Origin of the sequence: Caldimonas brevitalea (genome assembly GCF_001017435.1) — a bacterium.
Taxonomy (GTDB): Bacteria; Pseudomonadota; Gammaproteobacteria; order Burkholderiales; family Burkholderiaceae_C; genus Caldimonas; species Caldimonas brevitalea.
Genome location: NZ_CP011371.1, coordinates 4,438,005 through 4,451,482, shown reverse-complemented (window position 1 = coordinate 4,451,482; position 13,478 = coordinate 4,438,005). Strand labels below are relative to the sequence as shown.

Annotated in this window: 9 protein-coding genes and 1 other RNA gene; 7 read left to right on the top strand and 3 right to left on the bottom strand. The window is 66.1% G+C overall.

Annotation, left to right across the window (positions count from 1 at the left end; translation table 11 throughout):
- Positions 1-2: 2 nt before the first annotated feature.
- Complete coding sequence (locus tag AAW51_RS18580; RefSeq protein WP_157359958.1) at positions 3-593, bottom strand: DUF2059 domain-containing protein; 591 nt, start codon at positions 591-593, stop codon at positions 3-5.
- Positions 594-679: 86 nt separating this feature from the next.
- Entirely contained in the window at positions 680-3,328 is a 2,649-nt protein-coding gene (gene gyrA / locus AAW51_RS18575) for a DNA gyrase subunit A (RefSeq protein WP_047195792.1), read from the bottom strand.
- A 280-nt stretch (positions 3,329-3,608) separates the two neighbouring features.
- On the opposite strand from gyrA, the gene ompA reads away from it, so the two are divergent.
- From ompA to AAW51_RS18540, 7 genes are all read left to right on the top strand, one after another.
- Positions 3,609-4,253 (top strand): outer membrane protein OmpA, encoded by a 645-nt coding sequence (gene ompA, locus AAW51_RS18570; protein ID WP_047195791.1) that lies wholly within the window; start codon positions 3,609-3,611, stop codon positions 4,251-4,253.
- 108 nt (positions 4,254-4,361) lie between these two features.
- Entirely contained in the window at positions 4,362-5,069 is a 708-nt protein-coding gene (gene ubiG, locus AAW51_RS18565) for a bifunctional 2-polyprenyl-6-hydroxyphenol methylase/3-demethylubiquinol 3-O-methyltransferase UbiG (protein WP_047198019.1), read from the top strand.
- Positions 5,066-5,785: a phosphoglycolate phosphatase gene (gph, locus tag AAW51_RS18560; RefSeq protein ID WP_047195790.1), complete on the top strand. Its 720-nt coding sequence runs from the start codon at positions 5,066-5,068 to the stop codon at positions 5,783-5,785. The genes ubiG and gph overlap by 4 nt, the downstream gene beginning before the upstream one ends.
- A 59-nt stretch (positions 5,786-5,844) precedes the next feature.
- Positions 5,845-6,204, top strand: a transfer-messenger RNA (tmRNA) gene (gene ssrA, locus AAW51_RS29350).
- Between the two features lie 790 nt (positions 6,205-6,994).
- Positions 6,995-7,960, top strand: a complete 966-nt coding sequence (locus tag AAW51_RS28365) for an SGNH/GDSL hydrolase family protein (RefSeq protein ID WP_053013735.1) — start codon at positions 6,995-6,997, stop codon at positions 7,958-7,960.
- 383 nt (positions 7,961-8,343) lie between these two features.
- Complete coding sequence (locus tag AAW51_RS18545) at positions 8,344-11,031, top strand: glycoside hydrolase family 3 protein (RefSeq protein ID WP_083438405.1); 2,688 nt, start codon at positions 8,344-8,346, stop codon at positions 11,029-11,031.
- Positions 11,032-11,125: 94 nt separating this feature from the next.
- Positions 11,126-12,163 (top strand): LacI family DNA-binding transcriptional regulator, encoded by a 1,038-nt coding sequence (locus tag AAW51_RS18540; RefSeq protein ID WP_047195788.1) that lies wholly within the window; start codon positions 11,126-11,128, stop codon positions 12,161-12,163.
- A gap of 33 nt (positions 12,164-12,196) precedes the next feature.
- On the opposite strand, the gene AAW51_RS18535 is transcribed toward AAW51_RS18540, so the two are convergent.
- Positions 12,197-13,474 (bottom strand): cytochrome P450, encoded by a 1,278-nt coding sequence (locus tag AAW51_RS18535; protein WP_083438404.1) that lies wholly within the window; start codon positions 13,472-13,474, stop codon positions 12,197-12,199.
- Positions 13,475-13,478: the final 4 nt, after the last annotated feature.

Below are 13,478 nucleotides of genomic sequence, written 5' to 3'. Positions count from 1 at the left end.
CATCACTTCTTCGGCTTGGCCGCGGTACCGGGGGCCGAGGCGCTGCCCGCGGCCGGCTCGGCGATGCCCAGTTGTTTACGGATGTTGGCCTGCAGTTGGCGGATCTTGGGCTCGACGCTCGGCCGTGTGTCGTCGACGAGCTTCTGCGCCAGCGACTTCTGCAGGTCGGGCAGCGACTGCTGGTACTTCTTGCTGACCGGCGATTCGAGCCACGCGATGATCTGCTTGAGTTCGTCTTCGCTGAACTTCTCTTCCATCACGGCGCCCAGCGTCGAAGGGGCGAGCTTTACGGCGCGGTCGCGCACCAGCGGCGTCGCCTCGTCCAGGTACTTCTTGATGTCGGCTTCGATGGCTTTCGCGGCGGCCTGGCGCTTGGCTTCCGGCACCTGGGTCTTGAGCAACTGGCCGGCTTCGTTCATCAGCTGCGCCGCCGGCTGTTCGGCGATGTTGCGAGCCAGCGCCTCGATGCCGGGCTGCTGCAACTGCAGCAGCTTCTGCACCAGTTCCTTCTTGGTTTGCGCCTGGACGGGCACGGCGACGCTGACCAAGGCGAAGGCCACGGCTGAGCAGGCTAGCAAGCGGGTTGTGAACAAAATGGGCTCCTGGAGATGTTGATTAGGAAACGCGACATCGGCCTGGGCCTGAGGTCGCGGCAGGGCCGGCAGGCCCTTCGTGTTGTTTACTCCTGCGTACCGCCTTCTTCGGCACTCGGCGTCTCGTCGGCTCCCGGCTCGGCAACCTTGTCGGCCGCGTCGTTCTCGACGATACGCTGCAGACCGCTGAGCTTCGACCCGTCGTCGAGGGAGATCAGCGTGACCCCCTGCGTCGCGCGGCCGAGTTCGCGGATCTCGGCGACGCGGGTGCGCACCAGCACGCCCTTGTCGGTGATCAGCATGATCTCGTCTTCCGCCCGCACCAGCGTGGCGGCGACCACCTTGCCGTTGCGCTCGGACTGCTGGATCGCGATCATGCCCTTGGTGCCACGCCCGTGCCGGGTGTACTCGACGATCGAGGTGCGCTTGCCGTAGCCGTTGATGGTGGCCGTCAGCACGCTCTGCGATTCGTCCTCGGCCACCAGCATCGCGATCACGCTCTGGCCTTCTTCGAGCGTCATGCCGCGCACGCCGCGGGCCTGGCGGCCCATCGAGCGCACGTCGTTCTCGTCGAAGCGCACCGCCTTGCCGCCGTCACTGAACAGCATCACGTCGTGCTTGCCGTCGGTCAGCGCGGCACCGATCAGGAAGTCGCCCTCGTCGAGGTCGACTGCGATGATGCCGGCCTTGCGCGGGTTGCTGAATTCATCCAGCGCGGTCTTCTTCACGGTGCCTTGCGCGGTTGCCATGAACACGTAGTGATCGGCCGGGAAGCTGCGGAACTCGCCGGTCAACGGCAGCACCACGTTGATCTTCTCGCCCGACTGCAGCGGGAACATGTTGACGATGGGCTTGCCGCGCGAATTGCGCGAGCCTTGGGGCACCTCCCACACCTTCAGCCAGTACACGCGGCCGCGGTTGCTGAAGCACAGGATGTAGTCGTGCGTGTTGGCGATGAACAGCTGGTCGACCCAGTCGTCTTCCTTGGTCGCCGTGGCCTGCTTGCCGCGCCCGCCACGGCGCTGCGCCCGGTACTCGACCAGCGGCTGGCTCTTGATGTAGCCGGTGTGGCTGAGCGTCACCACCATGTCGGTGGGCGCGATCAGGTCTTCTGTGTCGAGCTCCTGCGCGTTGTGTTCGATGACGCTGCGGCGTGCGCCCAGCTTGGTCTGGCCGAACTCCTGGCGCAGGGCCGTCAGTTCTTCCGAGATGATGACCGTGACGCGCTCGGGCTTCGACAGGATGTCCAGCAGGTCGGCGATGTGCGCCATGACCTCTTTGTATTCGCCGATGATCTTGTCCTGCTCCAGACCGGTCAGGCGTTGCAAACGCATCTGCAGGATTTCGTTGGCCTGCACGTCGGACAAGCGATACAGGCCGTCGCTCTGCAACCCGTAGGAGGAGGGCAGCCCTTCGGGCCGATAGGCGGCACGGCCGCCGGCCGCTTCGGTCTCGGCGCGCGCGAGCATCTCGCGCACCATCGACGAGTCCCACGACTTGTTCATCAGCTCCTGCTTGGCGATCGGCGGCGTCGGCGAGTTCTTGATGATGGTGATGAACTCGTCGATGTTGGCCAGCGCCACCGCCAGACCTTCCAGCACATGGCCGCGCTCGCGCGCCTTGCGCAGTTCGTAGACCGTGCGCCGGGTCACCACCTCGCGCCGGTGCTCGAGGAAGATGCTCAGCAAGTCCTTCAGGTTGCACAGCTTCGGCTGGCCGTCGATCAGGGCCACCATGTTGATGCCGAAGGTGTCCTGCAGCTGGGTCTGCTTGTAGAGGTTGTTGAGCACGACCTCCGGCACTTCGCCGCGCTTGAGTTCGATCACCACCCGCATGCCCGACTTGTCGGATTCATCCTGGATGTGGCTGATGCCCTCGATCTTCTTGTCGTTGACCAGTTCGGCGATCCGCTCCAGCAGGTTCTTCTTGTTCACCTGATAAGGGATCTCGTCGACGATGATCGCCTGGCGCGAACCGCGGTCGATGTCCTCGAAGTGGCATTTCGCGCGCATCACGACACGGCCGCGCCCGGTGCGGTAGCCGTCGCGCACGCCGGAGAGGCCATAGATGATGCCGGCGGTCGGGAAGTCCGGTGCGGGCACGATCTCCATCAACTCGTCGATCGACGCCTCCGGGTTCCTCAGCAGGTGCAAGCAGGCGTCGACCACCTCGTTGAGGTTGTGCGGCGGGATGTTGGTCGCCATGCCCACCGCGATGCCCGCCGAGCCGTTGACCAGCAGGTTGGGCAGCCGGGTCGGGAGCACCAGCGGCTCCTTCTCGGAGCCGTCGTAGTTGGGCCCGAAGTCGACCGTTTCCTTGTCGATGTCGGCCAGCATCTCGTGCGCGATCTTGGCCAGGCGGATCTCGGTGTACCGCATCGCCGCGGCGTTGTCGCCGTCGACCGAGCCGAAGTTGCCCTGGCCGTCGACCAGCATGTGCCGCAGCGAGAAGTCCTGCGCCATCCGCACGATGGTGTCGTAGACCGCTGAATCTCCGTGTGGGTGGTACTTACCGATCACATCGCCGACGATACGGGCCGACTTCTTGTACGGCCGATTCCAGTCGTTGTTCAGTTCGTGCATCGCGAACAGGACGCGGCGGTGCACTGGCTTCAGCCCGTCTCGAGCGTCGGGTAGGGCTCGACCGACGATCACGCTCATCGCGTAATCGAGATACGAACGCCGCATCTCTTCTTCGAGGCTGATGGGGAGAGTTTCTTTAGCGAACTGGGTCATGCGATGCCTGAAATCGATGCTGCGAGCAGCCGGAAGCCGGTGGGTCTCGGCGCAAAAAGCCAAGAGCCCCCGATTCTAAATGGGGGGCGTTGTGGCCGTGGCGCAACAGGGGGGTGTGGAGTACCGCACCCTATAGACAAAAACTTGTCCATGTGACGTGCTATGGCACAATGATTTGTCGGTAGCGAGACCCGCGCGTAACCGCGTGTTTCCTTAAGCCGTCCGATCTTTTAATGGACGATTACGCAGTCACTCTGCGGCTTTTCTTGAGAGGAGAAACATGAACAAACTCAACAAAGTGGCGATGCTGTTTGCCTCGGCCGCACTGGCTTCTGGCGCGCTCGCTCAGTCTGTCGACAACTGGCGCAATGTGGACGGCAACGTGTGGAAGAACGGCACTAGTGAACTGTGCTGGCGCGATGCCACTTGGACGCCCGCGACGGCCGATCAACGTTGCGACGGCGCCCTGAAGCCCGCCGAAGCTCCTGCTCCTGCTCCTGCCCCGGTGGCCGCTCCGGCACCGGCCCCCGCCCCCGCTCCCGCTCCTGTCGCTCCCGCTGCACCGACCAGCGAGAAGGTGACCTTCGCGGCCGACGCGTTCTTCGATTTCAACAAGGCTGTGCTGAAGCCCGAAGGCCGCGCCAAGCTCGACGACCTGGTCAGCAAGATGAGCGACATCAACCTTGAAGTCGTCATCGCCGTCGGCCACACCGATGCCGTTGGCGGAGACGCCTACAACCAGAAGCTGTCCGTGCGCCGTTCGGAAGCCGTCAAGGCCTACCTGACCAGCAAGGGCATCGAGAAGAACCGCGTGTACACCGAAGGCAAGGGCGAAAAGCAGCCCGTCGCCGACAACAAGTCCGCCGATGGACGCGCGAAGAACCGCCGCGTCGAAATCGAGGTGGTTGGCACGCGCACCCGCTGATCCGCTTCTCCTCTGGAAACCCCGCCTCGGCGGGGTTTTTTTATGGTGGCATCGCCAGCGTTGGCGATGCCACCGCAGCCCCTCCGCTTCCGGGCACAATTCACCGTCATGACCCAAGCGACCAACGTTGACCCGCAAGAGCTGGCCAAGTTCAGCGACCTCGCCCACCGGTGGTGGGATCCCGATAGCGAGTTCAAGCCCTTGCACCGGATCAATCCGTTGCGGCTCGAATGGATCGACAAGCAGGCCCGGCTGTCGGGCAAGCGCGTGGTCGACATCGGCTGCGGCGGCGGCATTTTGAGCGATTCGATGGCGCGCAAAGGCGCGCAGGTGCTCGGGATCGACCTCGCGTCCAAGCCCTTGAAGGTGGCGCAATTGCACGCGCTGGAAGCGGGGACCGACAACGTCGAGTACCGCGAGGTGGCGGCCGAGGTGTTGGCCGCCGAGCAGCCCGAAACGTTCGATGTCGTGACCTGCATGGAGATGCTGGAGCACGTGCCCGATCCAAGCGCCATCGTGCAAGCAGCGGCCACCTTGGTGAAGCCTGGCGGCTGGGTGTTCTTCTCGACCTTGAACCGCAACGCCAAATCGTTCTTGTTTGCGATCCTCGGTGCCGAGTACGTGCTGCAGTTGCTGCCGAAGGGTACGCACGAATATGCCAAGTTCATCCGCCCCAGCGAGCTCGCGTCGTGGTGCCGGGCCGCCGGGCTGGACCTCGCGGCAACCCGCGGCATGGAGTACAACCCGCTGACCCAACGCTACTGGCTGTCCGACGACACCAGCGTGAATTACCTGCTGGCTTGCCGCAAGTCATGACGTCTTTTGTCACCACCGACCAGGGCGCTCGCTGGGCCCCACGCGCCGTGTTGTTCGATCTCGACGGGACGCTCGCCGACACGGCGCCCGACCTGGGAGGCGCCGTCAACCGGATGCGGGTGCGTCGCGGCCTGCCGCCCCTGCCGCTGGAGCAGCTGCGGCCGGTGGCCTCGGCCGGCGCGCGCGGCATGTTGGCGGTTGGCCTGGGCGTCAGCCCGGCGCAGGCCGACTACGAAGCGCTGCGCGATGAGTTCCTGGCCGAATACGAGTCGGCGCTCGACGTCGACTCGGTGTTGTTCGACGGTGCCGCCGCCGTGCTGCAGGCGCTCACACACGCCGGCATTGCCTGGGGGGTCGTCACCAACAAGGCGATGCGCTTCACCGGTCCCGTGCTGGAAGGTCTCGGCTTGGCCGCCACGGCGTCGGTCGTCATCGGTGGCGATACCACGCCTCACTCCAAGCCCCATCCCGCCCCCTTGCTCGAAGCCTGTCGCCGCTTGCAGATCGAGCCGGGCCAGGCGCTCTACGTCGGTGACGACTTGCGCGACATGGAGGCGGCGCGCGCCGCCGGCATGCCGGCGGTGGCGGCGGCCTACGGTTATCTGGGCGAAACGCCCGACCTGACCGCCTGGCGGGCCGACGCCGTCATTGCTCATCTGCTGCAACTTCTTCCGCTCATCGGTGTCGAACTGCCCAGCGACGACCGGGGCGCGTGAATTTTTGCGTTGACCCTCTTGAAGCGGCGCGATCCAACCCGAACTACAATACCGACCAAGGGGCCGACCTGGTTTCGACGTGGGTGCGGAATCAGAGTAGGGCATGCCGAGCACCAGTTCGCTCGTAAATCCACTGGAAACAAAGTAACTGCGAACGACGAACGTTTCGCTCTCGCCGCTTAACACCGGTGAGCCTCTCAACGGTTGGCCGATAGGCCGGGCCCGCAAGGGCTGAGAGGTCATTCATATCGGCTGGTTCTGAGCCGGGTCACACGGTTCAGAACGAGATCTAGTGACTGGCGTCGTTGGTAGCGTGCTCCTGCGCGACCGCGACGTGAGAATCAAATCAGTGAGCTAAGCATGTAGAACTGCCTGAGGATGGCTTGCGGACGCGGGTTCAATTCCCGCCGGCTCCACCATATAGAACCCCAACCGCTTGCGGTTGGGGTTTTTCTTTGTGCATCGTGCAAGCGCTGCGCGGGGCGCGGCCAAATCTCCGGCCGCACTGCGCGGCCCGGCCGCATTCCCGCCGGCAACGCGGCGCGACGTCGAAGCGCATTGCTGGGAGGCCATGCGGCAGCGGGGCCTCAGGACGTTCCTCGGCATCTCTGATTTCATTGGGCTGCGCGGGCTTTCCGAGATACTGCCGGCGCTGCGACGTTGAATCCTCAAGGGCGGGAATTCGTTGCGGCAAACTATGCCGGCTGTTGTTGCGCAGGGCAGAAGGACGGTTACCTGCGAATCAAGCCGCACGGGCCTATTTGACGACCGTGGGCGTAGAGGGCCGTGCGTCTCGGTCGAACCTCGGCAGGCCATTTGACAGCGGCCCTCGTCGGCGTGGCGCCCATCACCCCTGTCACCGCGCCAGGGCCGCGTGCCCTGCTTCGGCACCGCGCCCTCGTTCCGGTCATCCGGGCCTTGCTCGAGTGTCTTCAGGCTCCGTCGTAAGAAGGCCAGTGGCCGCAGCATCACGGCGCGCCCGCGTGTCGCGACGGTCCGCCTGCTCACATCGCCTGGAGCCAAGCGTGTGCAGCTGTGGCCGTCGTTCATATGCTCCGCGCGGTACCCCCGCGCGCCCCCCTGCTTCAAGCTTGTCCTGGACTTTCTTCTGAACTAGAAGAATTTGTTCAGCCATGACCCAGGCGCGCGGGCGCCTTGTGGCCGCCCCGAGGTCGAGGCGGCCGCGGGTCTGAGCGAGAAGGAGTGTCCATGGAGCGCGATACACGAAGCAGCCTGTTCCAGGCCCTGGCGGCCATTTCTCTGATGGCCGGCGCGGCGGCTGCGCAAGCGGCGGGGCCGGTGGGCCGCCTGGTGGTCTTCGGCGACAGCAACGTCGACAGCGGCGGGCTGTTTTCGCTGACGCAACAGCATTACCCCGCGCCGCCCCGCTGGCAGGGCCGTGACTCCAATGGGCCGGTGGTGAGCGAATACGTGGCCGAGCTGCTGGGTGCGCAGTTGTACAGCCATGCGGTCGGGGGCGCGACGACAGGAACGCACAACGTGGTGTCTGCCTCTTACCCTCAGTACAGCCGGCTCAATGGCACCGGCCTGACGTGGCAGTTGGACGAGTTCGGGCAAGCCGGGGGCCGCCTTGTCGGACACGAGGTGGCGCTGCTGTGGATCGGCTCCAATGATCTGGTCGGTGCCCAACGTGCCAACCGTAGCGACCTCGATCGCCGCATCGCGGCGGCGCGTGCGAACATCGAACTCGCACTCGAGCGCCTCTACGCGCTCGGCGCCCGGCGCATCGTGGTAGCGACCCGCACACCGCGCATGACGCTCGGCAGCGACGACGACCTGAATGGGGTCGACCTCAATGTCGCGATCAAGGCTGCCGCCGTCGCTGTCAAGCAGCGTACGGCGGCCGACATCCGGCTCTATGACGCCTATGCCGCGATCGCCGACATGATCCGCAACCCGTCGAACTATGGCTTCACCCAGGTCAGCCAGCAGTGCATCGCGGTCCCCGCCTGCGTCAACGATGTCTACGGTGACGGTCAGGCGGTGGGCGAGACCTTCGTCCATTGGGACAGCGCCCACAAGACGACGCGCGTGCACCGCTTGATGGCGGAGCAACTGGTGGACTTGCTGAGCCGCTGCTCCGGAGCCTCGTCGACCGGTCCCGCACGCCCCCCCTGGGTTGGCTACGCATGTACCGCGGCTTTGCCTGACTAGGCGGGGAGACGCGGCCGGGCAAAACTACCCGCCGCGCCATCGCCGCTCGCGACCGCATCGGTGTCGCTAGCGGTGCGAACCGCAACGCGGCTCCTCTGGAGCACCTGGGACTCGATGCGTCGCTGGACGCCGAGCCTCGCCTGCCTGGCCCTGGCCCTGGCCTCGGGCAAATCGAGCTCCAACGTGGCGTCCTTGTCGTCCTGAATACGTTTTCTTGCTCTTTGAACGTTGGTTTGCATCCCTGTAGGGGAAATTAAGGAAACATTCAAAAAACCCTTGTAAACGTTTTCAAATCCTTCTATCGTTCCGCCGGTGCTGGCCCGCGTGCCGCACATCTCGACAACGACTGGAGGAAGACAATGTTCCTGCATCCGAGGGGTCGCATGACCCGCCTAGCGCTCGGCTGTGCCGTGCTGTGTCTGGCCGTCGCAGGCTGCGGTGGTGGTGATGACGACGGCGACGACAACGGCACCGCCCCCCAGCCCGCACCTGGTCAACCCGAGCCCCCGACTGACACCGTGCTGAAAGACTGGCCTCGCATCAACAGCAGCATCACCGCCGACGCAGCGATCGAAAGCCGCGTCAACTCACTCGTCGCGGCGATGACGCTGGAAGAAAAAGTCGGCCAGATGACGCAGGTCGAAATCCAGGAGGTGACGCCGGAGGAGATCCGGCAGTACCACATCGGCTCCGTGCTCAACGGCGGTGGTTCGTTCCCGAAGCAGGACAAGGGCGCGGCGGTGACCGACTGGCTGGCGGTGGCCGACGCCTTGTGGGCCGCGTCGATGGATCCCGCCAAGCCGCGGCGCATCCCGCTCATCTGGGGCACCGACGCCGTCCACGGCCACAACAACGTCAAGGGCGCGACCATCTTCCCGCACAACATCGGCCTGGGCGCCGCGCGCGACCCCGACTTGGTCGCCCGCATCGGCGCCGCCACGGCGCTGGAAGTGGCACGCACCGGCATCGACTGGGTGTTCGCGCCAACGCTGGCGGTCGTGCGCGACGACCGCTGGGGCCGCAGCTACGAAGGCTATTCGGAAGACCCCGAAATCGTCGTCTCCTATGCCGGCAAGATGGTCGAAGGCCTGCAGGGCCGATTGGCGCAGGACGCGAAGGCCAACGAGAAGGTGGTGGCCACCGCCAAGCATTTCGTCGGCGACGGCGGCACCGACCAGGGCAAGGACCAGGGGGTCACCCGGGTCACCGAGCGCGACCTGTTGAACGTCCATGCGCGCGGCTACATCCCCGCGCTCGAGGCGGGCGCGCAAACCGTGATGGCCTCCTTCAACAGCTGGCAGGACCCGTCGCAGGGCGAGGGCGCCAAGGCCTTCAAGATGCATGGCAGCCGCTACCTGCTCACCGAGGCCCTCAAGCAGAAGATGGGCTTCGACGGTTTCGTGGTGTCCGACTGGAACGGCATCGGCCAGGTCACCACCGAGAACAGCAACGCGACGCGCAACTGCAGCAACAGCGACTGCCCCGAGGCCATCAACGCTGGCATCGACATGGTGATGGTGCCGTACCGGGCCGACTGGAAGGCCTTCATCACCAACACGATTGCGAGTGTCCGCAAAGGCGAGATCGCGCAGGAGCGCATCGACGACGCGGTGCGGCGCATCCTGCGCGTCAAGTTGCGCGCCGGTCTGTTCGACAAGCCCACACCCTCCGCCCGTCTGGCCTCGCGCGAGGTCGGCAGCGCCGAACACCGGGCGCTCGCGCGTGAAGCGGTGCGCAAGTCGTTGGTGCTGTTGAAGAACAACGGCCGGGTGCTGCCGCTGGCACGCAATGCCAAGGTCCTGGTGGCCGGCAAGAGCGCCAACAGCCTCGAGAACCAGACCGGCGGCTGGTCGCTCAGCTGGCAAGGCACCGGCAACGCCAACGCCGATTTCGGCGGCGGCACGACCGTGTGGCAGGCGATCCAGAAGATCGCCCCGAATGCCGAACTCGACACCAGCGCCGACGGCGCCAAGGGCAGCGATGCCTACGACGCCGCGATCGTCGTGATCGGTGAAACACCGTACGCCGAAGGTGTCGGAGACATCGGCCGCAGCAAGACGCTGGAACTCACCAAGCTGCGTCCAGAAGACCTCGCCGTGATCGAAGGCCTGCGCGCCAAGGGCGTGAAGAAAATCGTCACGCTGCTGGTCTCCGGCCGCCCGCTCTACGTCAACAAGGAGCTGAACCGCTCGGACGCCTTCGTGGCGGCGTGGCTGCCCGGCACCGAAGGCGACGGCGTCGCCGACGTGCTGTTCCGTGCGGCCGACGGCAGCGTCGCGCATGGCTTCAGCGGCAAGCTGTCGTTCTCGTGGCCGAAGTCGGCCTGCCAGACGCCGCTCAACCGTGGCGACGCCACCTACGACCCGCTCTACGCTTATGGCTACGGCCTTCAATACGGCGAGGAGACCGATCAGAGCGCGTACGACGAAAGCAGTGCCACGGTCGGCTGCGGCATCCAGGACGGCGGCGGCACCACGGCCGAGCCGCTGGCGGTGTTCGAAGGCGGAGCCAACCAGGGCAACTGGAAGCTGCGCATCGGCGCCGAGTCGAGCTGGAGCAACGATGTGACGCTGGCCAGCAGCGCGGTGACGTCGACGCCGTCCAACGAACTGCAGGCCGTGCCGGTGGACGACAAGGCCGGGCGGCAATGGGCGGCGGTGAAGGCGACCTGGAACGACAAGCCCGGCCAGCTCTACATGCAAAGCGCCAACCCCGGCGACCTGGTGGACCTGATGGCCTATCAGAACTCCGGTGGCGCGCTGGTGTTCGACCTGCGTGTCGTCAGTGCGCCGACCGACCCGGTCAAGCTGCGCGTCGATTGCGGCTGGCCCTGTCTGGGCGAGATCGACGTCACCAGCGCCGTCAAGGCCCAGCCGGTCAACGCCTGGAAGGAAGTGGCGGTGTCGCTGCAGTGTTTCGCCGACGCCGGCACCGACCTGGCCATCGTCAACACGCCCTTCCTGATGTACACGTCTGGCCGCTTCGAAGCTGCCGTCGCGAACATCCGTTGGGAGCCCAAGCGCACGCCCAACGTGGGGTGCAACGGCGCACCGATCGCCGCCGCGCCTTGAGCGTGCCGGCCCGCTGCCCCCCGCCACGAGCGGTGGGCAGCGGGCCGGGAGGGCGTCGATACAATCGCGTCGCATCGCCCTCGCCGGCCTTTACATGAACACCACCCCCAAGCGCAAGCGCAGTTCAGGCGCGACGGTCACGACGGTGCAGGTGGCCGAAGCGGCCGGCGTGTCCGTCGCCACCGTCTCGCGCTTTCTGACCGGCGTCACCCGGGTCTCCGAGGCCAAGCGCGAGGCCATCGAAGCGGCCATCGCCCAACTCGACTTCAAGCCCAATCTGCTGGCCGCGAGCTTGAAGCGCGGCCGCTCGATGACCATCGGCGTGTTGACGCAGGACGTCAACAGCCCCTTCTTCACCGAGACCGTGCTCGGTGTCGAAGCGGCGCTCGACGGCAGCGGCTACGAGCCGCTCATCACCAGCGTGCACTGGAACCCCAAGGAAGAGGCCGAACGCATCCGGCGGTTGATCGCGCGCCGTGTCGACGGTGTGATCGTGCTGAGCGGGCGTCTGGCCGAGCCTGCCTTGCGCCGCCTGGCGCAGCAGGTGCCCATCGTCGCGACCGGGCGTCAGTTCAAGACGTCGGCCTCGCCGCTGCGCGGGCTGCGGCTGGACAACGAGGCCGGTGGCTACCTCGCCACACGTCATCTGCTCGAGCTCGGCCACCGCCAGATCGCTCACATCGAAGGCTGGCCCGGCACCTGTGATGCCGCGGAGCGTCTGGCGGGGTATCGGCGTGCCTTGCAGGAATTCGGTGTGGACTTCGATCCTCACCTGGTGACCTCGGGCAACTTCAGCGAGAGCGGCGGGTTGCTGGCGATGAACCGGCTGCTCGACAGCGGGCGCAGCTTCACCGCCGTGTTCGCAGCCAACGACCAGACCGCCTATGGCGCCCGGCTGGCGCTGTACCGTCGCGGCGTGCGGGTGCCCGAAGACCTCGCGCTGGTGGGGTTCGACGACCTGCCGGCGTCGCTGTACACCACGCCGCCCTTGACCACCGTACGTCAACCCATGTTCGAGGTCGGCAAGCTCGCGGCACAGACGCTGCTGCAGCTCATCGAAGGCGGCCCCGCACAACCGCAGATGCCGACGTTGAGCCTGATGGTGCGGGAGACCACCAGTCGGCTGCGCTGACCTGGCCGCTCCCGCCCTCGGCGGCCGCGCTGTTCACGCCAGCAACTCGACCGCCTCGATCACGAAACCGTCGTGAGGGATGCAGGGCAGGCGTTTGAGGTTCAGCCGCAGGTCCTGCTCCGGCACCCGATAGCGCAAGCGCTGCACCAGAAAGTCGAGCGCCACTTTCGTCAACGCCTTGGCCACGCCTTCGCCCGGGCAGCGGTGGTGCGTGGCCGCCACGTCGCCGCCTTGCGGAATGAAGTTGTACAGGCCCGGCGGCGTGTCACGGAAGCGCTCGGGCCGGAACACATCGGGGTCTCGCCAAGCGCGTGGGTCGCGGTTGGTGCCGTGCAGGTCGAGCATGACCCGGCGGCCCTTGGGGAAGTGATAGCCCTCCCACTCGAAATCGTCGCGCACCCGCGCGACCACCGCCGGAAAGAAGGGATAGTAGCGACGCACCTCGTCGACGAAGGCGTCCGCGTAGCCGGGTTCGGCCTTCTGCAGCGGCAGTCGGCACTCCGGGTAGACGTGCAGCGCATGGGCCGCCTGCACGATGAAGACCGACACCGCCACCGTCGGCCGCAGCACGTTGAGCAGTTCGACCGCCGCCACGCGCGGCGGCATCAGGCTGCCGTCGGCATCGCGGTGTTGGGCCACCCGTGCGGCGGCACTGTCAGGCGGTGTCTCGAGGCGGCCGCCCCGTATGTCTTCGATCAAGCCACTGATCCAGTCCTCGGCGTGCTTGCGCGCACGGCGCGATTGCAGATGCCCGGCGCCTTTGGCCGCAGCCCGGTCGAACAGCGCGGTGAGCTGCTCGGCGCGGGTGGGCAGTTCGTCGGGCGGCACCGGCACGCCGGCCCAGTCACACACCGCCGCGGTCAACAAGGTGTGCAGCGCCGGATACAGCACCACCTGTCCGCCTTGCCGGGCCCATGCCTCGGCGTGCCGATGCCACTCCTGAGCGCATCGATCGGCCAGCGCGGCTACCCGATCGGGGCCGAGCACGGCCATGAACAGGCCTTTGCGTATCTTGTGCGGCTCGCCGTCCAGCGTCTGCACGCCGCCGTCGCCGAACAAGGTGGCACGCAGGGGCTCGGGCGCAGCCGACACCCGGGTGAAGCGCCGCGCGTCGTAAAACAACTGGGCCGCCCGTGGGCCGCTCATGCAAATGGTGGGCTGCAGCATGATGCGGGCGGTGAACAGCTCGCTGCCGTGGCGGTTGCACCGCTCGGTGATGAAGCTGTAGGGGTTGGCCAGCAGGGCGATGGTGCTGTCGAGCTGGCTTTCGCTCGGCATGGGCTGATGGGAGTTGGAGGCAGCACGGGTCATGGTG